The sequence below is a fragment of the Pseudarthrobacter oxydans genome, from assembly GCF_013314975.1.
GTDB classification, from domain to species: Bacteria; Actinomycetota; Actinomycetes; order Actinomycetales; family Micrococcaceae; genus Arthrobacter; species Arthrobacter oxydans.
Genome location: NZ_JABTYH010000001.1, coordinates 1 through 23,409, shown reverse-complemented (window position 1 = coordinate 23,409; position 23,409 = coordinate 1). Strand labels below are relative to the sequence as shown.

23 protein-coding genes are annotated in these 23,409 nt (G+C 66.8%); 3 read left to right on the top strand and 20 right to left on the bottom strand.

Annotated elements, in window-relative coordinates:
• Window positions 1-2 precede the first annotated feature (2 nt).
• From HTS88_RS00115 to pyrR, 4 genes are read right to left on the bottom strand one after another with little or no spacing between them, the layout of a single operon-like run.
• Entirely contained in the window at window positions 3-521 is a 519-nt protein-coding gene (locus HTS88_RS00115; RefSeq protein ID WP_174174306.1) for a PH-like domain-containing protein, read from the bottom strand.
• A complete protein-coding gene (locus HTS88_RS00110) occupies window positions 521-1,870 on the bottom strand; it encodes a dihydroorotase (protein ID WP_174174304.1) in 1,350 nt (449 codons plus the stop codon). Before HTS88_RS00110 ends, HTS88_RS00115 begins: the two co-directional genes overlap by 1 nt.
• The gene (locus HTS88_RS00105; RefSeq protein WP_174174302.1) at window positions 1,870-2,895 is read right to left on the bottom strand and encodes an aspartate carbamoyltransferase catalytic subunit; all 1,026 of its coding nucleotides are present in this window, start codon (window positions 2,893-2,895) and stop codon (window positions 1,870-1,872) included. Before HTS88_RS00105 ends, HTS88_RS00110 begins: the two co-directional genes overlap by 1 nt.
• Window positions 2,892-3,479 carry a bifunctional pyr operon transcriptional regulator/uracil phosphoribosyltransferase PyrR gene (pyrR, locus tag HTS88_RS00100; protein WP_174174300.1) on the bottom strand — a complete coding sequence of 196 codons (588 nt, stop codon included), beginning with the start codon at window positions 3,477-3,479 and terminating at the stop codon, window positions 2,892-2,894. Before pyrR ends, HTS88_RS00105 begins: the two co-directional genes overlap by 4 nt.
• Window positions 3,480-3,655: 176 nt before the next feature.
• Between pyrR and HTS88_RS00095 the strand changes: the two genes are divergently transcribed.
• Window positions 3,656-4,933 (top strand): PrsW family intramembrane metalloprotease, encoded by a 1,278-nt coding sequence (locus HTS88_RS00095; RefSeq protein ID WP_174174298.1) that lies wholly within the window; start codon window positions 3,656-3,658, stop codon window positions 4,931-4,933.
• Between the two features lie 112 nt (window positions 4,934-5,045).
• Here HTS88_RS00095 and nusB read toward each other — a convergent pair whose 3' ends face one another.
• From nusB to HTS88_RS00025, 14 genes are all read right to left on the bottom strand, one after another.
• Entirely contained in the window at window positions 5,046-5,456 is a 411-nt protein-coding gene (gene nusB, locus HTS88_RS00090; RefSeq protein ID WP_066276198.1) for a transcription antitermination factor NusB, read from the bottom strand.
• Window positions 5,456-6,019 (bottom strand): elongation factor P, encoded by a 564-nt coding sequence (gene efp / locus HTS88_RS00085; protein ID WP_050054941.1) that lies wholly within the window; start codon window positions 6,017-6,019, stop codon window positions 5,456-5,458. The genes nusB and efp overlap by 1 nt, the downstream gene beginning before the upstream one ends.
• A gap of 200 nt (window positions 6,020-6,219) precedes the next feature.
• Entirely contained in the window at window positions 6,220-6,738 is a 519-nt protein-coding gene (locus tag HTS88_RS00080; RefSeq protein WP_174174296.1) for a tetratricopeptide repeat protein, read from the bottom strand.
• Entirely contained in the window at window positions 6,738-7,829 is a 1,092-nt protein-coding gene (gene aroB / locus HTS88_RS00075) for a 3-dehydroquinate synthase (protein ID WP_174174294.1), read from the bottom strand. Before aroB ends, HTS88_RS00080 begins: the two co-directional genes overlap by 1 nt.
• Window positions 7,826-8,392: a shikimate kinase gene (locus HTS88_RS00070; RefSeq protein ID WP_174174291.1), complete on the bottom strand. Its 567-nt coding sequence runs from the start codon at window positions 8,390-8,392 to the stop codon at window positions 7,826-7,828. The genes aroB and HTS88_RS00070 overlap by 4 nt, the downstream gene beginning before the upstream one ends.
• Window positions 8,393-9,592, bottom strand: a complete 1,200-nt coding sequence (gene aroC / locus HTS88_RS00065; RefSeq protein WP_174174289.1) for a chorismate synthase — start codon at window positions 9,590-9,592, stop codon at window positions 8,393-8,395.
• Between the two features lie 26 nt (window positions 9,593-9,618).
• The gene (locus HTS88_RS00060) at window positions 9,619-10,479 is read right to left on the bottom strand and encodes a shikimate dehydrogenase (RefSeq protein WP_174174279.1); all 861 of its coding nucleotides are present in this window, start codon (window positions 10,477-10,479) and stop codon (window positions 9,619-9,621) included.
• A complete protein-coding gene (gene mltG / locus HTS88_RS00055) occupies window positions 10,476-12,119 on the bottom strand; it encodes an endolytic transglycosylase MltG (protein WP_174174277.1) in 1,644 nt (547 codons plus the stop codon). Before mltG ends, HTS88_RS00060 begins: the two co-directional genes overlap by 4 nt.
• On the bottom strand, window positions 12,116-12,712 hold the full coding sequence (gene ruvX, locus HTS88_RS00050) for a Holliday junction resolvase RuvX (RefSeq protein WP_174174275.1): 597 nt from the start codon (window positions 12,710-12,712) through the stop codon (window positions 12,116-12,118). The genes mltG and ruvX overlap by 4 nt, the downstream gene beginning before the upstream one ends.
• A gap of 7 nt (window positions 12,713-12,719) precedes the next feature.
• On the bottom strand, window positions 12,720-15,398 hold the full coding sequence (gene alaS / locus HTS88_RS00045) for an alanine--tRNA ligase (protein WP_174174273.1): 2,679 nt from the start codon (window positions 15,396-15,398) through the stop codon (window positions 12,720-12,722).
• A gap of 150 nt (window positions 15,399-15,548) precedes the next feature.
• Window positions 15,549-15,791 (bottom strand): hypothetical protein, encoded by a 243-nt coding sequence (locus HTS88_RS00040; protein ID WP_246255862.1) that lies wholly within the window; start codon window positions 15,789-15,791, stop codon window positions 15,549-15,551.
• Between the two features lie 16 nt (window positions 15,792-15,807).
• A complete protein-coding gene (locus tag HTS88_RS00035) occupies window positions 15,808-16,182 on the bottom strand; it encodes a DUF948 domain-containing protein (protein WP_174174270.1) in 375 nt (124 codons plus the stop codon).
• A 146-nt stretch (window positions 16,183-16,328) separates the two neighbouring features.
• Complete coding sequence (gene rpsD, locus HTS88_RS00030; RefSeq protein WP_066276228.1) at window positions 16,329-16,955, bottom strand: 30S ribosomal protein S4; 627 nt, start codon at window positions 16,953-16,955, stop codon at window positions 16,329-16,331.
• Between the two features lie 171 nt (window positions 16,956-17,126).
• The gene (locus HTS88_RS00025) at window positions 17,127-18,545 is read right to left on the bottom strand and encodes a replication-associated recombination protein A (protein WP_174174265.1); all 1,419 of its coding nucleotides are present in this window, start codon (window positions 18,543-18,545) and stop codon (window positions 17,127-17,129) included.
• Between the two features lie 71 nt (window positions 18,546-18,616).
• On the opposite strand from HTS88_RS00025, the gene HTS88_RS00020 reads away from it, so the two are divergent.
• Complete coding sequence (locus tag HTS88_RS00020) at window positions 18,617-19,285, top strand: acVLRF1 family peptidyl-tRNA hydrolase (protein ID WP_174174263.1); 669 nt, start codon at window positions 18,617-18,619, stop codon at window positions 19,283-19,285.
• On the opposite strand, the gene HTS88_RS00015 is transcribed toward HTS88_RS00020, so the two are convergent.
• Complete coding sequence (locus HTS88_RS00015; protein WP_425515538.1) at window positions 19,286-20,068, bottom strand: GNAT family N-acetyltransferase; 783 nt, start codon at window positions 20,066-20,068, stop codon at window positions 19,286-19,288. It lies immediately after the preceding gene.
• 71 nt (window positions 20,069-20,139) lie between these two features.
• Complete coding sequence (gene aspS, locus HTS88_RS00010) at window positions 20,140-21,921, bottom strand: aspartate--tRNA ligase (protein WP_174174261.1); 1,782 nt, start codon at window positions 21,919-21,921, stop codon at window positions 20,140-20,142.
• Between the two features lie 109 nt (window positions 21,922-22,030).
• On the opposite strand from aspS, the gene HTS88_RS00005 reads away from it, so the two are divergent.
• Entirely contained in the window at window positions 22,031-23,275 is a 1,245-nt protein-coding gene (locus HTS88_RS00005) for an APC family permease (RefSeq protein ID WP_174174259.1), read from the top strand.
• Window positions 23,276-23,409 lie beyond the last annotated feature (134 nt).

The window sequence follows — 23,409 nt, the reverse complement described above, 5'->3', positions numbered from 1 at the left end:
TCTTACTTTCCACTGTTGGCGTCAGCCGCCGGGGCTGAAGAAATCAATTCCTGAAGTGCGTCGAAGAGCCGGCCCTTGTCCGCCGCACGGCGGGTGCGGAAGCCGGAGTCCAGTTCGTGGCTGCCGTGTACCCAGGACAGGACCAGGAGTCCGTCCTTTTCCACGAACTTACCTGCCATGCCGCTGTCCTGCCGGACGCCGGTAAGTGATGCGGCCGGGATGTAGAGGGCCGGAGCGCCCGACCGGTCGAAAAGGACGCCGTGCGGATACACCTCGAGAATCGAGGTGGTCCTGATGCCCAGGCCGTGGACGGCGATCCGGTCAAGCCAGTCGCCGGCGGTGGTGGTGGCCACGTACTGCCCCTCGGCACCGGCGATCGGCTTGCCAGGTTCGGCGGGCACGGCAGGCAGCAGGCCGACGTCGGACTGGCGGCGGAGCCTGCTGCGCCAGCCGATGGCGAGGAGGACAAAGACGACGGCGATGACCGCCAGCATGGCCAGTCCCGGAAGGATTTTGTCCATCAGGCGACGCCTGCGGTTGCGTCGGCGTAGGGGTACGGCGTGTTGAGTTCACCGTCAAGGACAGTGGGGTGCCCCTTGAAGAACGTGGCCACCACCTTGCCGGGCAGTTCCCTGCCCTTGAACGGCGAATTCCGGCCCATGGTGGCCATGCGGAACGGATCAACAGTCCAGCGGGCAGCGGGGTCCACCAGGATGACGTTGGCGGGCTCCCCCGCTTCCAGCGGGCGGCCCTGGTCAGCCAGCCGGCCGATCTTCGCCGCAGCGGTGGAGGTGACGCGGGCGAAGTCCGCCCACGTCATGAGGCCCGTTTCGATCATGGTGTGCTGGACCACGGAAAGGGCGGTTTCCAGGCCCGTCATGCCCATGGCTGCCTGCGCCCACTCGCACTCCTTGTGCTCGCTGGGGTGCGGTGCGTGGTCCGTACCAACGACGTCGATGGTGCCGTCCGCCAGGCCTGCGCGCAGCGCCTGGACGTCGGCGTCGGTGCGCAGCGGCGGATTGACCTTGAAGACGGGGTCGTAGCTGCGGACCAGGTCGTCGGTCAGCAGCAGGTGGTGCGGCGTTACCTCGGCCGTGACGTTGATCCCCCGCTCCTTGGCCCAGCGGATGATTTCCACGGAGCCGGCGGTGGAGACGTGGCAGACATGCAGCCGGGAGCCGACGTGCTGCGCCAGCAGGACGTCGCGGGCAATGATGCTTTCCTCGGCAACGGCGGGCCAGCCGGCCAGGCCGAGTACCGCGGACACCTCCCCCTCGTTCATCTGGGCGCCGGCGGTCAGGCGCGGCTCCTGCGCGTGCTGGGCCACCACGCCGTCGAACGCCTTGACGTACTCCAGCGCACGGCGCATCAGTACGGGATCGTGGACGCAGATGCCGTCGTCGGAGAACATGCGGACGCGTGCGCGGGAATCGGCCATGGCCCCCAGCTCGGCCAGCTGCTCGCCCGCCAGGCCCACGGTGACCGCACCCACCGGCCGCACGTCCACCCAGCCGGCTGCCCGGCCGAGGGTGTAGACCTGCTCCACAACGCCCGCGGTGTCTGCCACGGGAGTGCTGTTGGCCATGGCATGCACGGCGGTGTACCCGCCCAGGGCCGCCGCGCGCGTGCCCGTCTCCACGGTTTCGGCGTCCTCGCGGCCGGGTTCGCGGAGGTGCGTGTGCACGTCCACCATGCCGGGCAGGGCGACCAGGCCGGCAGCATCGATGACGGTCACGTCGTCGACGCTGCTTTCGGCGCTAAGGCCGGTTCCGGTTTCGGCGATGACGCCGTCGCGGATCAGCAGATCCGCCGGTTCGCCGCCCAGGATCGAGGCGCCGCGGATCAGGTAGGTTCCGGTGTTGGCTGCCATCAGTTGCTCTCCTTGGTGGAATGGGTGCCGGCGTACGCCAGGGCGGGGGTGGCGGCTGGTTCCCGGGTGTCCCCCGAAAGCAGCAGGTAGAGGGCGGCCATCCGCACCGAGACGCCGTTACGGACCTGGGCCAGCACGGTGGATCGGGGCGAGTCGGCGGCAGCCGCGGAAATTTCCAGGCCACGGTTCATGGGGCCGGGATGCATGATGATGGTGTCCTTCATGCCCAGCGTGTCCAGGGCTTTCAGGCGGTTGTCATCGAATCCCCACCGCCGGGAGTACTCACGGGTGCTGGGGAAGAAGGATGCGTTCATGCGTTCGCCCTGGACACGCAGCATCATCACGGCGTCGACGCCCTGCTCAAGGGTGTCGTCCATGTCGTAGCTGACCTTGCACGGCCACTTTTCGACGCCGATGGGCAGCAGCGTGGGCGGCGCCACCAGGGTCACTTCCGCCCCGAGCGTACGGAGCAGCCAGACGTTGGAACGCGCAACCCTGGAGTGCAGGACGTCCCCGGCGATCGCAACCCGCATGCCCTTGAGGTCCGCGCCTTCGGAACCGGTGCCGGCCAGGCGAGCCCAGTGCCGGCGCATGGTGAACGCATCCAGCAGGGCCTGGGTGGGGTGTTCGTGGGTGCCGTCCCCGGCGTTGATCACGGCAGCGTCAATCCAGTCAGTGGCCGCGAGGCGGTGCGGTGCGCCGGAGGCCCAGTGACGGATGACGACGGCGTCCGCTCCCATGGCGGACAGCGTCTGGGCGGTGTCCTTCAGGGACTCACCCTTGGACACAGAGGAGCCTTTGGCCGCGAAGTTGATGACATCGGCACTGAGCCGCTTAGCGGCGGCTTCGAAGGAGATCCGGGTGCGGGTGGAGTCCTCGAAGAAGAGGTTCACCACGGTCCGGCCGCGGAGCGCCGGGAGCTTCTTGACCTCGCGGTCGCCTACTGCTGCCATCTCCTCGGCGGTGTCCAGGATACGGATTGCATTGGCGAGGCTGAGGTTTTCGGTGGAAAGCAGGTGCTTCATGAACGGCCCTCGATGACAACCTCGTTGACCGGCGTGCCGCCAGGGGCGGTGTCGGTCTCAGCCAGCCGGACCCGGACCTTTTCCGCTGATGATGTCGGCAGGTTCTTGCCCACGTGGTCGGCACGGATGGGGAGTTCGCGGTGGCCTCGGTCGATCAGCACGGCGAGCCGGACGATGCGCGGACGGCCAAGGTCGACGAGCGCGTCAAGGGCGGCGCGGATGGTGCGGCCGGAGTACAGGACGTCGTCAATGAGGACAACCACCTTGTTGTCGATGCCCGTCCGGGGCAGCTTGGTGGGATACGGGGGCCTTGTCCCCTGGTGGGAGAGGTCATCGCGGAACATCGTGACATCCAGCTGGCCAACAATGGCGGCGGCGTCAACGGTGCTGTCCGCGGCGGCGATTTTTTCGGCTAGGCGCAATGCCAGCGGGTAACCACGGCGCGGGATGCCCAGCAGGACGAGGTCCTGCGATCCCTTGTTGGCTTCAAGGATCTCATGGGCAATACGAGTGAGTGCCCGGTCGATGTCCGCCTGGCTGAGGACAACCCTGGCTGGAACCGGTGCGCTGGTGACAGAAGTCAACGCTCGTCTCCCCTTTCCCCGCCTCACAGGACGGAATTAAAAAAGGATCATGTGCGGTTCAAAATTACCACACGGGTTTCCGGGAGGCCGTGCCGGGAAGGCGCGGTGCTCATCACACTGCAGCCGCCGGGCGTGCTGTCCTTGGAGGCGCGGCGGCCCGCACCTAGGCTGTCGTTATGCCGACGAATCCGCGACTCCCTGCCTCCGGGCCACCCGACGATCCCCGGCTGCGGGGAACCGCGCCGCTCCCGGGAGAAGCAAACCCGAGCTGGATGGGACACGTGGAGCCCGGCAACTACCGTCCGGCACCGGGACACGTCGGCAGGCCAGTGGACGCGGTGGTGCCGCCGCAGGTCCAGGGAGCCGTGATGAAGCCCGCCCGGTCCCGGAGCGGGCTGGTGGGGTTGACCGTCGCCGGAGGCACCCTTGCCTTCCTCAGCCTGTTCCTGGTGATCCCGTTCCTGCTGTCAAACACCGGGCCGGCCGGGTTCCTGGTGGGATTCCTCGCGTCCCTGGTTCCGCTCTCGGTTGTTCTCCTGGCCGTGCACATCATCGACAAATGGGAACCTGAACCGAAGCGGCTCCTCTTCTTCGCTTTTACCTGGGGCTCCGCGGTATCCATCGCAGTAACCCTGCTCATCCAGCCGTTTTTTGTCCTGGCCTTCCAGTTTTCCGACGAGGCCGACCTTCAGGCCTACATGGCCACGGTGCAGGCGCCCATCGTGGAGGAGTTCGCAAAGTCCCTGGGACTGCTGATACTCCTCCTCATGGCAAGGAAGCACTTTGACGGACCGGTGGATGGCGTGGTGTTCGCGTTCACCATCGCAGGGGGTTTCGCATTCACGGAGAACATCCTGTATTTCGGCCGGGCCATAGCGGAGTCCGCGGATCCCGCCAGCGACTTTGCCCAGGTCTTCTTCCTCCGCGGCGTCATGTCGCCCTTTGCGCACGCCCTCTTCACCGGCACCACGGGCCTGGTGATGGGGTTCGCCGCCCGGCGCTGGCATGCAGGTGCCTCGGTGGCAGCCTTCTTTGTGGGGCTGCTGCCGGCCATGTTCCTGCACAACCGCTGGAACAGCATGGGGCAGGGCTTCCTGGCGGAATACCTCATGGTCCAGGTGCCCATCTTTTTCCTCGCCGTGGGCGGCATCATCCTGTTGCGGGTGGCGGAGAAACGCCTGACCCGGCAGCGCCTGCTGGAGTACTCGGCCGCCGGCTGGTTCACGCCGGCCGAGGTGGAGCTGATGGCCACCCTGGGCGGCCGGCGCACTGCCCTGAACTGGGCTGGGAGCTACGGCAGGAAACAGCAGATGAGGGAATTCCTGAAGGCAGCCACCCGGCTGGCCAACACGCGCCAACGGATCCTGAGCGGGCGTGACGTGCAGCTGCACCAGGCTGAGGAGCGGCAGCAGCTGCAGCGCATCCTGGCCTTGCGGGCCGCCGTCGCACACTGAACCCACCGCGGTCCCTGCCATGCGGGGCTTAATACCAGAAGGACCGGCCTCCACATCCCGTGGCGGCCGGTCCTTCCTGCTGTTGCTGTGTGGTGCTGTTTCTTGCTGATGCTCAGGCGAGCAGCGACGGCTTCAGCTGCTGCAGGCGGCCCAGCAGGCCGTTGATGAACTGCGGCGATTCGTCGGTGGACAGGGTCTTCGCCAGCGCCACAGCTTCACTGACCGCGACGCCGTCCGGAACGTCGTCGTTGTACAGGAGCTCCCACGTGCCGATGCGCAGGATGATGCGGTCCACGGAGGGCATCCGCTCCAGGCTCCAGCCCTGGGAGTACGTCTCCAGGAACTCGTCGATGGCTGCCTGGTGGGAGACAACGCCCTCCACGATTTCGATGGTGTAGGGGTTGACCACCTGGTCAGTCTTTTCACGCCGCGAGCGGATCACGTCAAAAGCCGAAACCGAGCGCTGCTCGGCTTCGAAGAGAACATCAAGTGCCCTGTTGCGGGCTTTACCGCGGGCGCTCACTACTCGGTGACCCGGCCCAGGTAGCTGCCATCGCGGGTGTCCACCTTGACCTTGGTGTTGTTCTCGATGAACAGCGGGACCTGGATCTCGTAGCCCGTTTCCAGGGTGGCGGGCTTGGTGCCGGCAGAGGAGCGGTCGCCCTGCAGGCCCGGCTCAGTGTAGGTGATTTCGAGGACAACGCTCGGGGGCAGTTCAATGTACAGCGGAGTGCCCTCGTGGATGGCGATGTTCACCATCTGGTTCTCCAGCATGAAGTTCGTGGCGTCGCCCACGGTGGCGCCGGAGACAGTGATCTGGTCGTAGTCGGAGGTGTCCATGAACACGAAGTCCGCACCGTCCTGGTACAGGTACTGGTAGTCACGGCGGTCCACGGTGGCGGTTTCGATCTTGAGCCCGGCGTTGAACGTCTTGTCCACGACCTTGCCGGACATCACGTTGCGCATCTTGGTGCGGACGAACGCACCGCCCTTGCCAGGCTTGACGTGCTGGAATTCGATGATGTTCCAGAGCTGGCCCTCAAGCTTCAGGACCGTTCCGTTCTTGATGTCGTTAGTGGTTGCCACTGTTTCCTCTGGTTTCTCTGTCTGGTCGCGTTGTCAGACGTTGTATGCCGGGCGGACAGGCCCAACGGACTGCCAGCGCGTGTTTGTCAAAAATCGGGTGGTAAAAATTCAAGAACTATTCTACCGGTAAATTCCGGGCACCTTTCGGCCCCGCCCTCCAGCTTGGCCACAGGCGTCCTTCAGCCCCGCCCCAGGCAGGGTCAGCAGGCGAGTTCCAGCACGTCCCGTGCGCGCTGCAGCGCCACTGTGGACGAGTAGATCTGGGCAGCATCGGCGGACTGTGCCACCCGGAGGTCCAGTGCGCGTGCAAAGGATTCGACTGCTGCGGACATCTGCCCGGCGCTGTATTGGGTCTTGCCCAGGAACTGCCACACGAGGGCCTCGCGCGGTGTGCCCTGAACCTCGGCCAGGAGCTGGCGGAACAGCTCGACGGCCCGGTCCAGCCGGTTGGAGACGCGAAGGACTTCGGCCTCGAAGGTGCGCAGCCGGAAGGATTCCGGATCCTTGAAACGGGCTTCTGCGAGCAGTTCGGCAGCCTCGGACGCATGTCCTTCCACCAGGAGCACGAAGATGTGGTCGGCAGGGTCCGTGGATACCGCCAGCGCCTCGCGGCAGGCATCCTGGTTCACAATTTCCGGAAGCAGCGATTCAGGGTTGATCCGGATGCCCGGGAAACCCGCGTCCGGCCAGTCCGCTGTTCCTCCCATGTCGCCCTGCATCAGGACGCAATTTCCTGGTAGGCCGCAAACAGCAGCGAGGTGTCGGGGACATCAAGGATCCCCGGCTTGGCCACGCCGTCCAGGACGACGAACCGCAGCAGGTCGCCGCGGGACTTCTTGTCCCGGCGCATGCCGTCCAACAGCCCCTGCCAGCGGTCCCGCCGGTACGTCACCGGAAGCCCCAGGCTCTCAAGGATGCTCCGGTGCCGGTCGGCGTCGGCATCGCTGAGGCGCCCTACGCTGCGGGCCAGTTCGGCGGCAAACATCATGCCCACCGAAACGGCCGCGCCGTGGCGCCATGAGTACCGCTCAACCAGTTCGATGGCGTGGCCCAGGGTGTGCCCGTAGTTCAGGATTTCCCGCAGCCCGGATTCCTTCAGGTCCTCGGAGACCACCTTGGCCTTGACGGCGATGGCACGTTCGATCAGTTCCCGGAGGACGGCGGACTGGGGATCCGCCACTGTCGCAGGGTCCTTTTCGACGAGGTCGAGGATGGCTGGATCAGCGATGAACCCGCACTTGATGACTTCCGCCATGCCGGAGATCATTTCGTTCCGCGGCAGCGTTTCCAGGGTGTCCAAATCAGCCAGTACCGCGGCCGGCGGGTGGAAGGCGCCTACGAGGTTCTTGCCCTCGGCAGTGTTGATTCCGGTCTTCCCGCCCACGGACGCGTCCACCATGCCGAGCAGGCTGGTGGGCATGTGGATGACCTTGACGCCGCGCAGCCAGGTGGCGGCGACGAAACCGGCGAGGTCGGTTACCGCGCCTCCCCCGACGGCCACAATGGCGTCGGAACGGGTGAAGTCGTTCTGGCCAAGGACCTGCCAGCAGAAGGCGGCCACCTGGATGTGCTTGCCTTCTTCGGCGTCCGGGATTTCCGCGGTCAGGGAGGTGAATCCGGCTGCGGCGAGTTCGTCGCGGACTGTGTCACCGGTCAGCCGCAGCGCACGCGGATGGATGACGAGCACGCGGCGGACGCGCTCCCCCAGTAATCCGGGCAGGTCACCGAGCAGCCCCCGGCCGACGACGACGTCGTAGTGCTCCGCGGCGGAGCCGCCGGTGACGCTGATGACTGTTGATTGGGTGCTCACTTTTCAACTTCCTGTTTGGCAGCTGCGTAATCGCGCAGTGCTGCTTCGAGCCGGCCGCCCAGCTCGGAAACCGAGCCGTGGCGCACGTCCAGGGTGATGTCTGCAAGCCGCTCATAGACCGGCTTGCGGGTGGCGAACATGGCCGTCCAGCGGCCCATTGCGTCCCCTGCCAGCAGCGGGCGCCCGGAGTTGCGGGCAATGCGGCCGGCGACGGTTTGCGCGTCGCATTCGAGGTAGACAACGGTGCAGCGGCTGATCAACTGCTGCGTTCCGGAATCCAGCACCGCCCCGCCGCCAAGGGAGATGACGGAGACCGTATCGTCTGCGGCTTCGACGACGGCGGCCACTGTCCGGGCTTCGATCTCACGGAACGCGTGCTCTCCGCGGCCGGCAAAGATATCCGCGATGGATCCGTGCCCTGCAACGATAACAGCGTCCGTGTCCACGAAGGGAACTCCGAGCTGGAGCGCCAGCTGCTGCCCTATGGCCGATTTTCCGACCGCCATCGGCCCGATCAGGACGATGGGCCGCCCTGCGGGTCCGGTTTTGCTGCGATGGGGCACTTACTGGCCGATCGAGTCCAGGGACGCCGGGATGTTGTCCAGGTAACCCTTGATGTTGCGTGCGGTTTCGGCCACCGAATCGCCGCCGAACTTCTCGGTGACGGCCTCGGCCAGCACCAGGGCCACCATGGCTTCGGCCACAACCCCGGCAGCCGGAACGGCACATACGTCCGACCGCTGGTGGTGTGCCTTGGCGGGCTCCCCCGTGCTGACGTCGATGGTCTTCAGGGCGCGCGGGACGGTGGCGATGGGCTTCATGGCGGCGCGGACACGCAGGACGTCGCCGATGCTCATGCCGCCTTCGATTCCGCCGGCACGGTTGCTGGTACGGACGATCCGGCCGTCGGCGTCCCTGACGATTTCGTCGTGGGCTGCGGAGCCGCGGCGCGACGCGGTCAGGAAGCCGTCGCCGACTTCCACGCCCTTGATGGCCTGGATGCCCATCAGGGCCGCTGCAAGGCGGGAATCAAGCCGCCGGTCCCAGTGAACGTAGCTGCCCAGTCCCGGCGGAAGCCCATAGGCAAGGACCTCCACCACGCCGCCCAGGGTTTCGCCTTCCTTGTGCGCCGCATCAACCTCCGCCACCATGGCGTCCGAGGTTTCCCGGTCGAAGCAGCGCAGGGGGTCGGCATCAAGCGCAATGACGTCGGACGGCACGGGCAGCGGACGTCCTTCGGGAACCGTGACGCTGGCGATGCTGACGGTGTGGCTGACCAGCTCGATGCCGAGGTGCTTGAGGAACTGCGCAGCCACGGTGCCCATGGCCACCCGGGTTGCTGTTTCGCGCGCGCTGGCCCGCTCCAGGACCGGGCGGGCCTCGTCAAAGCCGTACTTCTGCATGCCGGTGAAGTCGGCGTGCCCGGGACGGGGACGGGTCAACGGCGCGTTCCGGGCCTGGTCCGCGAGAACTTCCGGATCCACCGGGTCCGCGGACATGATCTGCTCCCACTTGGGCCATTCGGTGTTTCCCACCTGGATGGCCACGGGTCCGCCCTGCGTCAGGCCGTGGCGGACACCGCCCAGAATGGTCACAACGTCCTGCTCGAACTTCATCCGTGCTCCGCGTCCGTAGCCAAGACGGCGGCGGGCCAACGAGTCTGCGATATGCCCGCTGGTGATCTCCACACCGGCGGGGACGCCTTCAATAATTCCCATCAGAGCCGGACCATGGGATTCACCGGCAGTCAACCAACGCAACATAATTTCCATCCTGCCATGTATGGCGGTCACAACGCCCGTCGGGGAAGGCCGACTGCGTCACACATCACATCTATGACAGCTGCGTTAACTTCTTCGTCCCGGCGGGTGAAAAGGCGCACCTGCTCCACGGCCTGGTACAGGAGCATTTCCAGTCCGGGCACCACGCTTCCGCCCCCGGCCTGCCACACGGAGGCCAGCAGGCTGGGCCACGGGTCATAGGCAACGTCCAGCAGGACGCCGGGCAGGCTGGTCTTGACGGAAGCCAGTTCAGCCGCCAGTCCGTCCGCTGCCCGCGGCGGCAGGGTGGAAATCACGACGTCGGCCGCTGCGGTGGGACGGGCGGCTTCCGCAAGGGTGCGGATCTCCAAGGCGATGTCCAGGCTTTCCGCAGCGGCGCGGACCTCGGCGGTCCGGGACGTATCCCGGACGAAGACCCTGGCCTGGCCGGCCCCGAGCTCCTTGAGGGCCGCGACGGCCGAGGCCGCCGTTCCCCCTCCCCCGAGGATCACGGCGTCCGGGGCCGCGCCGGCGCCCGCGTGCTGCAGCGCCTTGACGATCCCGGCAACGTCGGTGTTGGAGCCAATGGTGCGCCGGACGCCGCCGTGCTCCTCAAACGAGACGGTGTTGACGACGCCCAGGGTCCTGGCCACGCCGCGGACTTCGTCCACCTGCCCGAGCATCGCCGTCTTCAACGGCATGGTGACCGAGAGGCCGCGCCAGCCCGGCTGATCCCGGATCTGCCCCATCAGGGACGGCAGCAGCTCTTCCGTGACGTCGATTGCCGTGTAGCTGATCCCGATCCCCAGCTGACCGTAGGCAGCCAGGTGCAGGGCCGGCGACTTCGAGTGGCTTATCGGATGGCCCAGGACGGCAGCCCGAAGGCTCACGTGCAACGTCCGACGTTGGCCGTGCACCAGGCGTTGTACTGCTCCACGTAGGCATTGTGCTCGGCGAGCGTCCGGGAGAACTTGGTCTCCTTGGTGTCCAGGTTGATGGTCACCCAGTACAGGTAGTCGTTCGTCTTGGGCCTGGCGGCAGCGTCAATCGCAGTCTTTCCCGGGGAGCCGATGGGTCCGGGCGGAAGGCCCGGATTCGCATAGGTGTTGTACGGGTTGGACTTGTCCTGGCGCTGTTCGTCAGTGAAGTTGTAGCTCTTGGTGCCCAGGCCGTAGGTCACGGCCGAATCCACCTGCAGGAAGCCTCCGGTCTGGTCGTTGGGCTTGAGCCGGTTGTAGATGGCACCTGCCACGTCCCCGTACTCCGCCTGGCCGCCCTCGGCCTGGACGATGCTGGCGACGATCACGGCCTCGTACTGCTTGGCCGGGTCCGTGATGCCCTGCGACACGAGTTCGTCAGTTGTGATCTTGACCAGGGACTGGAGGATGTCCTTTGCCGGAGTGCCAAGGGGGAAGCGGTGCTCCCCGGGGGCCAGGTACCCCTCAAGGTTCTTGGCGTTGGCCGGAAGCCCGAACTGGGCCGGCTCGTTGCTGAGGGCCTGGAGGTCCTGGAAGGAGATTCCGGACCCCTGCGAGATCGCCTGCAAAGACTCACCGATGCGAAGTCCGGCGCTGAGGGCGAAGTAGATGACCTTGGTCTGGTCCTTGCCCAGGAGGACGTTCACGGCGTCGGAGTTCTTCATCTCCGACTTGAACGTGTAGTCACCCGGGGAAAGAATGCCTCCGGAGGCGCTGAAGCTCTGGAGGAACGTGTCGGCGTTGGCCACCACCCCCTCGTTTTCGAGCTTTGAGGCCACGGAGCGGGTGCCTTCACCGTTTTCGACGGTGACAACCACTTTGCCCGAACCGGGTCCCGGAAAGTCGCCGGGCTTGTCGCTGCCCAGCAGCGGCTTGAGGAACTGCGCTCCGACGGCGACAGCCGTGACGAAGACGGCGAGGGTCAGGAAAAGCGCCAGGAGCCGCCGGCGCCGGCGCACCTTCTTCGAGGGCTTGGCCACTACGGTTGCTGCGGCTGAGGCGGGAAGCAGTTCGTGGTGGTGCGCACCGTCGTCGTGCCCCTCTTCGTAGTGGGTCCCATCGTGCCCGTCCGCATAGTGCGTCCCGTCAAAGGGTCCATCGTGCTGGTGGACGCCGGCCGCGTAGCCGTGCCCGTCGGCGTAGCCGGGTTCTTCGTAGTGGGGTTCGTCGCTGTAGTGCACGGCTGCCGCGTGCTGGTGCCCTGCAAGGGCCGGCTCCCAGGAATCGTGCTGGGCGGGCTCCTGGCGATCGTCCTGGATGGACGGCGGGGCGGCAGGAGCAGCCGGAATCACGGGCTCTTCCACCCGGTCCTGCGGTGCCTGGTCTTCACGCAATGCTTCATCCTGACGCCGGGGGTCTGCTTCTGCGGCCGCGGGGGGTTCCGCGGGCAGGGGTGGAATGTCGTGGCCGGTCTCGTATGCCTGTTCCGGAACGGCATCGTGACCTCCGGTGTTGAGGGTCTTTTCCCTCGCACGGAGTTCCTTGCGGGTCAGCGGCCTTCCTGCCCCCGGGTCCAGAGGGCTGGAAGAGTCGTCAATGTTGGCAGGGCTCACTGGTGCCTTCCATTATCTGAAGATCGGTCCGTATCGCCGGGCGTGGCGGGCACCGTTTCCGGCCCGCTGCCTCCCATGTCCACGGAAGGGGGTGGCGCCGTCACGCGTGAGCCGACGTCCGCTCCCCTGGCTTTCTGCATGTCGATGGCGTGCTGAAGGATACCTGCCGCCGCGACCTGATCAACTACTTTACGGTGGTTCCTGCTGCTCATGCCAGCTTCGTGCAGGCTCCGGTGGGCGCTGACACTGCTGAGCCGTTCATCCACCAGGTTCACCGGCACCGCCAGGTTCCGGGCAGAGAGTTCGCCAACCAGCAGGCGGGCGTAGTCCGTGGCCATCATGGCAGAGGCACGTTCTTCACCCTTCATGGTGCGTGGCAGGCCTACGAATACCTGCACAGCGCCGAGTTCCTGGACCAGGTTGGCAATGACCCGGACGTCTGAGTTTTTCCTGGCGTTGCGGTCCAGTGTCTTGTAGGGCGTCGCCAGGATGGAATCGCGGTCGCAGATGGCAACCCCTACCCGGACGGTGCCGACGTCCACCCCCAGTTTGATGCCCTGGGGGTAGTCGCCGGCAGCAGCAGGATCGGTCATCGGAGGATTAGCGCCGCGAAATGGCGTCGACGACGGCAGAGAGGGCCTGGCCTACCTGGCCGGCGTCGGTTCCGCCGCCCTGGGCGACGTCGTCCTTTCCGCCGCCGCCACCGCCAAGGATCCCTGCGGCGAGGCGCACCAGGGCTCCTGCCTTGACCCCCGCTTCACGGGCGGCCTCGTTGGTGGCCACCAGGATGACGGGACGGTCGTTGGCGACGCCTGCCACTGCCACGGCCGCGGGTGCGGAGCCGAGGCGGTTCCGGAGGTCCAGGGCAAGGCCGCGCAGGTCGTCAGCGCCGCTGACCTGCCCTGCGTCATGGGCGATGACACTGACGCCGGAGGCGTCCTTGGCGCTGCTGACCAGCTGGGCCGCAGCGCCGGCCAGCTGCTCCTTGCGGAGGCGGTCCAGTTCCTTCTCTGTCGCCTTGAGCTTTGCCAGCGTGGCGGCGATCCGGTCCGCGAGCTGGCCGGAGGGGACCTTCAGCATGTCGGTGAGCTCGGTGACCAGGGCGCGTTCGGCCGCCAGGTGGCGGAACGCGTCCATGCCCACGAAAGCTTCCACACGGCGGTTTCCGGACCCGACGGACTGCTCGCCCAGCAGGGAAAGGCTGCCAATCAGGGACGTGTTGGCAACATGGGTGCCGCCGCAAAGCTCGCGCGACCAGGCGCCGTCGATCTCAACGACCCGGACTTCGCTGCCGTAGTTCTCGCCAAAGAGCGCCATGGCGCCCAGGGCCTTGGCCTCGGCCAGGCCCATGACCTTGGTTTCCACGCGGAAGTTGTTCCGGATGGCCAGGTTGGAGACTTCCTCGATCTCGGACCGCGTCGCCGTGCTCAGCCCCTCGCCCCAGGCGAAGTCGAAGCGCAGGTAGCCGGCCTTGTTGTAGGAGCCGCGCTGGGTGGCCTCGGGGCCGAGGATCTGGTGGAGCGCGGCGTGCACGATGTGCGTGCCGGTGTGCGCTTGTTCAGCGGCGTGGCGGCGTTCGCGGTCGACGGCGGCACGGACCAGCGAGTCGGCCCCGATTTCGCCTTCGCGGACGATCGCCTTGTGGACGCTCAGGCCCTTCAGGGGGCGCTGGACGTCGAGCACCTCGACAACGAACCCGTCGCCGGTGATCAGGCCGGTGTCCGCGGCCTGGCCGCCTGCTTCGGCGTAGAAGGGCGTTTCGGAGAGCACCAGCTCGATTTCATCGCCGGTGGAGGCCTGCTGGACCGCACGGCCGCCGGTGAGGATTCCGCGGACGCGGGACTCGCCGTCGAGCTCGGTGTAGCCGGTGAAGACCGTCTCACCCTGGGCCAGGATGTCCTGGAAGGCGCTGAGGTCCGCGTGGCCGCCCTTCTTGCCCTTGGCGTCGGCCTGGGCGCGCTGGCGCTGTTCCTGCATGAGGCTGCGGAAGGCGGCCTCGTCCACGTTGAGCCCGGCTTCCTCTGCCATTTCCAGGGTCAGGTCGATGGGGAAACCGTACGTGTCGTGCAGCGCGAACGCGTCGGCACCGGACAGTGGCTTGTTGGCGGCCTTGGATTCCTTGACGGCGTCCTCAAGGCGTGCGGTTCCGGAGGCAATGGTCCGCAGGAAGGCCTTCTCTTCGGCGTATGCGATGCGGCTGATCCGGGCGAAGTCCGTGTCCACCACCGGGTAGACGCCCTTCATGGCATCGCGTGAGGCGGGAAGGAGTTGGGGCAGGCAGGCCTGTTCAACACCGAGGAGGCGCATGGAACGGACGGCACGGCGGATGAGCCGGCGCAGGACATAGCCGCGGCCCTCGTTGGAGGGAGTCACGCCGTCGGAGATCAGCATCAGGGCGGACCGGATGTGGTCGGCAACCACACGCATGCGGACGTCGTCCGTGTGGTGGGGGTCCTCGTCCGTTTCGGCGGACGTGTATTCCTTGCCGGAGAGTTCGGCAGCCTTGTCGATGACGGGGCGGACCTGGTCCGTCTCGTACATGTTCTCGACACCCTGCAGGATCATGGCCAGGCGTTCCATGCCAAGGCCGGTGTCGATGTTCCGCTTGGGCAGTTCGCCGACGACGTCGAAGTCTTCCTTCGAGCGGACGTTCTCGATCTGGTACTGCATGAACACAAGGTTCCAGATTTCGATGTAGCGGGTTTCGTCAGCCAGCGGGCCGCCCTCAACGCCGTAGGCGGGGCCACGGTCGTAGTAGATTTCGGAGCAGGGTCCTGCGGGGCCGGGCTGCCCGGTGTGCCAGTAGTTGTCCGACTTGCCCATCTTCTGGATCCGCTCGGCGGGAACACCGGTGTTCTTGAGCCAGAGGTCCTTGGCTTCGTCGTCCTCTTCGTAGACCGTTACCCACAGCCGCTCGGGCGCCAGGCCGTAGCCGCCGTCGTCAACACTCTTGGTCAGCAGCTCCCAGGCGAACTTGATGGCGTCTTCCTTGAAGTAGTCGCCAAAGGAAAAGTTGCCGCACATCTGGAAGAACGTTCCGTGGCGGGCGGTCTTGCCCACTTCCTCGATGTCGCCGGTACGGATGCACTTCTGCACGCTGACGGCGCGCGGGTAGGGTGCTTCCTCACGGGCGGTCAGGTAGGGAATGAACGGCACCATGCCGGCAACCGTGAACAGCAGCGAGGGGTCGCTGGAGACCAGCGATGCGGAGGGAACCGCGGTGTGGCCCTTGCTGACAAAAAAGTCCACCCAGCGCTTTGTGATCTCCTGCGACTTCATGAGCTGTGTACTTACCCTTCTTGCTCCGCGCACTGTGCGTCGCGGAGGTTCTTTCGCTTGGCGGTCCCGTGGTGAACGGTGCCCGCCGTTGTGGTTCTAACGTGTGGGGGCCTGCCTGGTTCCGACTCATGGTGCCGGTCAGCAGGGTGGTCAGCGGCGGACGAGGTCCGCTGATTCGATGCCGAGGGCAGACCGGAGGTCGGTTTCCCGCTCGCGCATTCCGGCGCGGACGGCGTCTGCAAAGTCATAGACGCCGTCGGCCAGGCGGTTCACGGAGCGGTTGAGGCCCTCCGGGCCCAGCGTTGACTGCATACTGGCCTGCACTTCGGTCACCTTGCGGAAAGCGATCACTCCGATCGCCACGCCGATTCCCATCCAGATAAATCGTTTCATTCTCTTCTCCCGGAATCTAGCGGCTGCGGCGGCCGGCGGCGGGCTTCCTGCGCCCGGCCAAGGCGGTACGGACACCGTAGCTGAAGGCTGCCACCTTGATCAGCGGCGACCCCACGGTGGCGGCCATAAGGGAGGACAGCGCGGAAAGGTTGGCGGACGCGTCCGAAACGTTGGACGAGATGCCGTCCACTTTCTTCAACTGCTGGTTGGTGGTGGAGACGGTGGCGGTGACTTCGTCCATAAGCGGCGTGGCGCCGTCGCTCAGGGATCGGATGGAGGTGCGGACCTCGTCCAGGACGCGGCCCAGCTTAAGGATGGGCACCGCAAGCAGCAGCACCAGGACTGCAAACACCCCGGCAGCGATCAGGCCGGCAATATCGCCACCAGACATAGACGTTCATCTCCTCGAAATTCTGTGGTTCGGTTGCATCCCGGCGGGTGCGCATGAAGCGCATTCCGCAGATGTCCCCCAAGTACCTTACATACAAAGAAGCCCGCGGCGCTTGCCACGGGCTTCTTTGGATACGCTGCTGGAATTTAGCGTGCGTAGAATTCGACGACCAGCTGCTCTTCGCAGGTCACGGGGACCTCGGAGCGCTTGGGACGGCGGACCAGGCGGGCCTGGAGGGCTTCCAGCTTGACGTCCAGGTAGGCCGGGACGGCAGGCAGGACGTCGCGGTGGGCGCCGGCTGCTGCAACCTGGAGCGGAACCATGGTTTCGCTGCGGCTGTGGACGTGGACCAGCTGGCCCTCGCCGACGCGGAACGACGGGCGGTCAACGCGGACGCCGTCAACCATGATGTGGCGGTGCACAACCAGCTGGCGGGCCTGGGCGATGGTGCGGGCGAAGCCGGCACGCAGGACCAGGGCGTCAAGGCGCATTTCGAGCAGCTCGATGAGGTTCTCACCGGTCAGGCCCTTGGTGCGGCGGGCTTCTTCGAAGGCACGGGTCATCTGTGCTTCGCGGATGCCGTACTGGGCGCGCAGACGCTGCTTTTCGCGCAGGCGTACGGCGTAGTCGGAGTCCTGCTTCTTGCGGGCACGGCCATGCTCACCGGGGCCGTACGGGCGGCGCTCCATGTACTTGGCGGCCTTGGGGGTCAGAGCGATGCCGAGGGACCGCGAGAGGCGGGCCTGACGGCGAGCACGAGTGTTGTTAGCCACTTGTGTCCTTCCAATATCTGCGGTGTGTCAGTGTTACTGGCCTCCACGATGGAGAGCATCGGCCAACCGCTGCCTTTTGCTACTGGGCGCAGGGCATAACCTTCTCAACGTGAGATTGGGGAGATTGTGCGTCCGTGCCTTGCCAGACAAACATCTACCTTACCACGGCAGTCACTTGCCCCGGACAATCCTGCGCAGCCGCTCCAGCCGTGTGGCGATGTCCCGCTCGGCGCCGTTGGCCGTGGGCTGGTAGTAGTCCTTCCCCACCAGGTCATCCGGCGGGTATTGCTGGGCAGCCACGCCGTGCGGGGCGTCGTGGGCGTATTTGTAGCCAAGGCCGTGCCCCAGCTGCTTGGACCCCGGGTAGTGGGCGTCCCTCAGGTGGGCCGGAATGCCGTTCCCCAGCCCTGCCCGGACATCGGCAATGGCCTTGTTGATGCCCATGTAGGCGGCGTTGGACTTGGGGGCCGTGGCCAGGTGCACCACGGCTTCGGCCAGGATGATCCGGCCCTCAGGCATTCCGATCAGCTGCACCGCCTGCGCCGCGGCCACGGCCGTCTGCAGCGCCGTGGGATCCGCCATCCCCACGTCTTCGGCGGCTGAGATCACAATCCGCCGGGCGATGAAGCGGGGGTCCTCCCCCGCCTCCAGCATGCGGGCCAAATAGTGCAGGGCGGCGTCGACGTCGGAGCCGCGGATGGACTTGATGAAGGCGCTGATGACGTCATAGTGCTGGTCACCCGCACGGTCGTACCGGACGGCGGCAACGTCAAGGGCGCGCTCGGTGTGTTTAAGTTCGACGGCGACGGGCCCGTCCCCGGCATCGTCGGCATCCCCGAACGCAACGCCTGCGGCTGCCTCCAAGGCCGTCAGGGCACGGCGCGCATCGCCTCCGGAAAGCCGTACGAGGTGGTCGAGTGCTTCCTCGCTGAGGCCCACCTTCCCGTTCAGCCCGCGGGGATCGGCGACGGCGCGCTGGATCAGTCCTTCAATGTCAGCGTCCGTCAGGGGACGGAGCGTCAGCAGCAGGGAACGGGACAGCAGCGGTGACACCACGGAAAACGATGGATTCTCGGTGGTGGCGGCAACCAGCACCACCCAGCGGTTTTCCACCCCGGGCAGCAGGGCGTCCTGCTGGGCCTTGTTGAAGCGGTGGATCTCGTCCAGGAACAGGACGGTGGTGGTCTTGTAGAGGTCGCGGGCCGTCAGGGCCTCGTCCATGACGCGCCGCACGTCCTTGACCCCGGCGGTAATCGCGGAGAGCTCCACGAACTTCCTGCCCCGTCCGCGGGCAATTACGTGGGCGAGGGTCGTTTTGCCGGTGCCCGGCGGGCCCCAGAGGATGAGCGAGGTGGGCCCTGCAGGGCCTGTTGTGTCTGCACCGGCTCCGGCGGCCAACTGGCGCAGGGGCGAGCCCTGCCCCAGGAGGTGCTGCTGGCCCACCACCTCGTCAAGGGTGCGGGGACGCATCCGGACGGCGAGCGGGCCCCGGGGGGAGGCGTTGGCTCCGGGCACTGCAGTCCGGCCGGGGGCAACGGAGGCGTCGTCGTCATCATCATTGCCGCGGCCGTGCCCGAAGAGATCTTCCACATAGATAGGCTACTTCCAGTTCACTTCCGGAATTTTCCCGGGAGTCCGGCAAGCCAGTAAAGGAACGCCCCATGTCCGCACGCACCACCGGCGGAGCCCGGCCGGCCTCCGTGCGCACGGCATTCATTCCCGGCAGCCGGCTGGCCGGATGGGCGGACAGGTTTGGCGCGGCCCATGGCGGATATCAGCTGAGGGATGACGACGACGGCCTCCGCCTCCTGGCCGCGGACGGCGCCGAAGCCCTCCTGCAGCCTCCCTGGCCGGCCGACGGGCGGCCGGGCCGGGGCGAGGATGCGCTTGAGCGGCTTGCCTCCCTGGCGTCGCAGCCGCGGAGGCTGGGCCTGCTGCTGGCCAGGCGCGGAGGCTACGGCGTGGCGGTGGTCAGTGAGGGGCAAGTCCTCGCATCGAAGGTGGGGTCCACGTATGTGCAGTCCCGGACGGCCGCGGGCGGACAGTCGCAGCAGCGGTTCGCCCGGCGGCGGAGCAACCAGGCGGACGCCCTGGTGGAGGCAGTTGCCGAACAGGCCGCACGCATTTTCAGCGGTGGGCTTTTTGAGTACGTCGTTCCCGGGGGCGACAGGGCCCTGGCCGGCCTTGTCCTCCAGCACCCTGCCCTGAAGGACTTTGCCGCCATGCCCCGGCTGGCCTACCTTGACGTCCCGGATCCCAAGGCAGCAGTGCTGCGGAAAGCCGCCGCGGATTCGTGTGCCGTGCGGGTCCAGGTCACCGATGCTTCCTAATCAGCAGCCTGTCAGCGCCCGGCGGGGCCGCTCCTGGCGGTAGAGATAGCGGCCCGCCTCCTCGAACCCCGCCTGTTGGTAGAGCTGCCGGGCGGCGGAGTTGGCAGCTGTGACCAGCAGCCAGAAGCTTTCCACGTGGCGCGCGGTCCCTTCGGACTGAAGCGCCTGGAGCACTGCTGCTGCGTAGCCCCGCCTGCGGTGCGCAGGCGACGTCGCCATGCAATAGATTCCTCCCGTGGCGCCCGCCAGGGCGAGGCGTCCGACGGCGGCCGGGGCGCCGTCGTCGTCCCTGGCGAGGGCATACAGTGCAGGGCACCCCGTCACGATCAGGCGCGCTGTCTCCCGCGCCTGTCCACCGCCCCGGCCGTCCACGCTCCACCAAAGGTGCAGCCACTCCTCGCTGGGCTCATCAAGGATCTCCACCCCGGCGCCCGCCGGATGCCCATCCTGGGGGCCGGCAGGCCGGGCCAGGATCAGCGTTTCGGACTGCCGCGTGAAGCCCTGGGCGTCCAGGAAGCGGTTCAGCCCGGAGTTGGCGGGGGTGTCCGCCATCTGGAAGATCAGCGGAAGGCGCCGCATCCGGTACCACCGCGCCGCCTCCAGCAAAGCCTCCTGCGGCCTGGGCGCGGGGTCCCGCGGCCACACCGAGTTGGCCCGCTGCGTGACGCCGTCCGCAGCCCGTAGGACCCACTCCCCCAGGTCGTGGCGGTCGGGGGCCGGCCAGGCGGCATCCATGAGTGCTTCGTAGGCGCGGGCGGGGTGGCTCGCACGGTGGGGCGCCACTGGGTCTCCTTTTGCGGACACGCGTAAAGGCCCCCCTTTCCAGGAGGGCCTTCACGTCAAACGGATACTGCCTACTTGCCCTCTTCCGGCTTCCTGGCCTCAGGCTTGAAGTCAACACCGGCTTCCTTGCGCTGCTGCGGCGTAATGGGAGCCGGGGCCGCGGTCAGGGGGTCGTAGCCGTTGCCGGTCTTGGGGAAGGCGATGACGTCGCGGATCGAATCCACACCTGACAGCAGTGCCACCACGCGGTCCCAGCCGAAGGCGATGCCGCCGTGAGGAGGCGCACCGAATTTGAAGCCTTCAAGCAGGAAGCCGAACTTCTCCTGCGCGTCCTGGTGGGAGAGGCCCATGACCTCGAAGACCCGTTCCTGCACGTCGCTCTGGTGGATACGGATGGAGCCGCCGCCGATTTCGTTGCCGTTGCAGACGATGTCGTAGGCGTACGCCAGCGCTGATTCGGGGTCCGTGTCGAAGCTGTCCATGTACTCGGGCTTGGGGGACGTGAACGCGTGGTGCACTGCGGTCCACTGGCCGGCGCCGACAGCAACGTCGCCGGAAGCCACAGCTGCGGCGGCCGGTTCGAACATCGGCGCGTCCACCACCCAGCAGAAGGCCCAGTCATCCGGGTTGATCAGGCCGGTGCGGTGGCCGATCTCAACACGGGCAGCACCCAGCAGGGCGCGCGCGGAGGACTTGTCTCCGGCGGCGAAGAAGATGCAGTCGCCAGGCTTGGCCCCTACGGCGTCCGCCAGTCCTGCTCGTTCCGCCTCGGTGAGGTTCTTGGCCACGGGGCCGGCCAGTTCGCCGTCTTCCTTGAAGAGGACGTAGGCCAGTCCCTTGTGCCCGCGCTGCTTGGCGAACTCCTGCCAGCCATCCAGGGTCCGGCGCGGCTGCGAGGCGCCGCCCGGCATCACTACGGCACCGACGTAGGGGGCCTTGAAAACACCGAAGTTGGTGTCCTTGAAGAATTCAGTCAGCTCAGTAAGCTCCACACCGAAACGGAGATCGGGCTTGTCCGAGCCGAAGCGTGCCATGGCGTCGTGGTACGTGATGCGCTGGATGGGCGTCGGAATCTCGACGTCGATGAGCTTCCACAGTGCCTTCACGATGTCCTCGCCCAGGGCGATGATGTCGTCCTGCTCAACGAAGCTCGCTTCGATGTCCAGCTGGGTGAACTCCGGCTGGCGGTCTGCGCGGAAATCCTCATCGCGGTAGCAGCGGGCAATCTGGTAGTACTTCTCGAAGCCGCCCACCTGCAGGAGCTGCTTGAACAGCTGGGGTGACTGCGGCAGCGCGTACCAGGAGCCCGGCGCCAGGCGTGCCGGCACAACGAAGTCACGGGCGCCCTCAGGCGTCGACCGCGTCAGCGTCGGCGTCTCAACCTCAACGAAGCCGTCCTGGTGCAGCAGTTCCCGGGCCACGCGGTTGGCTTCGGAGCGCAGGCGCAGGTTGCGGGCGGGGCCGGGGCGGCGGAGGTCCAGGTAGCGGTGCTTCAGGCGTGCTTCCTCGCCCACCTCGACGTGCTCGTCGATCTGGAACGGAAGGGGATCGGAGGTGTTGAGGATGGTGACCTTTTCGGCCATGACCTCGATCTCGCCGGTGGCCAGGGCGGGGTTCTCGTTACCCTCGGGCCGCTTGGAAACGGTGCCGATGACCTGCAGGACGTACTCGTTGCGCAGCCCGTGGAAGACTTCTTCCTCGCGGACCACCACCTGTGCCACACCGGACGCATCACGCAGGTCCACGAAGGCCACACCACCGTGATCACGGCGGCGGCCCACCCAGCCGGCCAGGGTTACGGTTTGTCCAATGTGCTCGGAACGAAGGGATCCGAGGTCATGTGTGCGCAGCACAGCACGCCTTTCTGCGGGGTTACGGCGGGAAGTCGATCTGGAAGTTAAATAGGATCGTTACGGGAACAATCCCGTTCGAGTTTACCCGCTGCAAAGGGACTGCCACCGCATGAGCGCACACCAGCAACTTCAACGCAGGCTCGGCACGTTTGACGCCACAGCCATCGGACTCGGCTCAATGCTGGGCGCCGGGGTGTTCGTTGTCTTCGCTCCTGCGGCCGCGCTGGCGGGCCAGTTACTGGCCCTGTCGGTGGTCGTCGCCGGGGCGGTTGCCTACTGCAACGCGGTGGCGTCGGCCGCCCTCGCCGCAAAGTACCCCACCAGCGGCGGCACCTACGTCTACGGCCGTGAACAGCTTGGCGAGTGGCCGGGATTCCTTGCCGGCTGGGGCTTTGTCACAGGGAAGACTGCATCCTGCGCCGCGATGGCCCTGACGTTCGGCAGCTATGCCTGGCCCGGCTACGCAGTGCCGGCGGCCGTGGCCGCCGTGGTTGTCCTCACCGGCGTCAACCTGCTGGGCATCACCCGGACGGCCCTGCTCACACGGATCCTGCTGGGCATCGTCCTGGCCACCCTCGCCTTCGTGGCTTTAGCCGCAGCCGTAGGGCCCCATCCCGTCTCCGGCCCGGGCGGCCCCGCGGGCGGCTCGTCGCCGGGCGGGGTGCTGCCGGCTGCCGGGCTGATGTTCTTCGCTTTTGCCGGCTACGCCCGGATCGCCACGCTGGGCGAGGAGGTCAAGGACCCTGCCCGGGCCATCCCGCGCGCAATCCTCGCCGCCCTGGCTGCCGCGTTCGCCATCTACCTGACCATGTCGCTGCTCCTGCTGAACCACCTGCCCGGCGGACAGCTCGCCGCCACACGGACGCCGCTGCTGGACGCTGTCCTGGAGTCGCGGTTCCAGGGCGGTGCAGTACTGGTGCAGGTGGGCGCCGCCGCTGCCTGCCTGGGAGCCCTGCTGGCCCTGATCACGGGTGTTGGCCGCACCACCCTGGCCATGGCACGGGAACGCGACCTGCCCGCACCCCTGGCGAAGGTGGGGGGAAAGCACACCGTGCCTTATGCTGCCGAACTGGCGGTGGCCGCCGTCGTCATCCTGCTTCTGCTCACCACGGACGTTATGACAGTCGTGGGCTTCTCCAGCTTTGGCGTGTTGACCTACTACGCCGTGGCCAACGCCTCTGCGTATACCCTGGCGGCGCATCCAGGCTACGCACCCAAGTGGCTGAACGCCGTCGGCTTCGCAGCCTGCCTGCTGCTGGCCTTCACCCTTCCGCCGGCGTCGGTCCTGACCATGGTGGCCGTGCTGGCAGCCGGAGTGGCTGGGCGGTGGCTGGTCCTGCGCCTGCGGCACTAACACGTCCCCACCGCCCGGAGCGGGACCGTCGCGGGGCACTTTGGTCCGCAGACAGGCCGTGTGCGGACCCATCGACGGCGGGTCTGTGCCAGGTGCCCCACGACGGCGGCACCTGGCACAGACGGGCAGCTAGA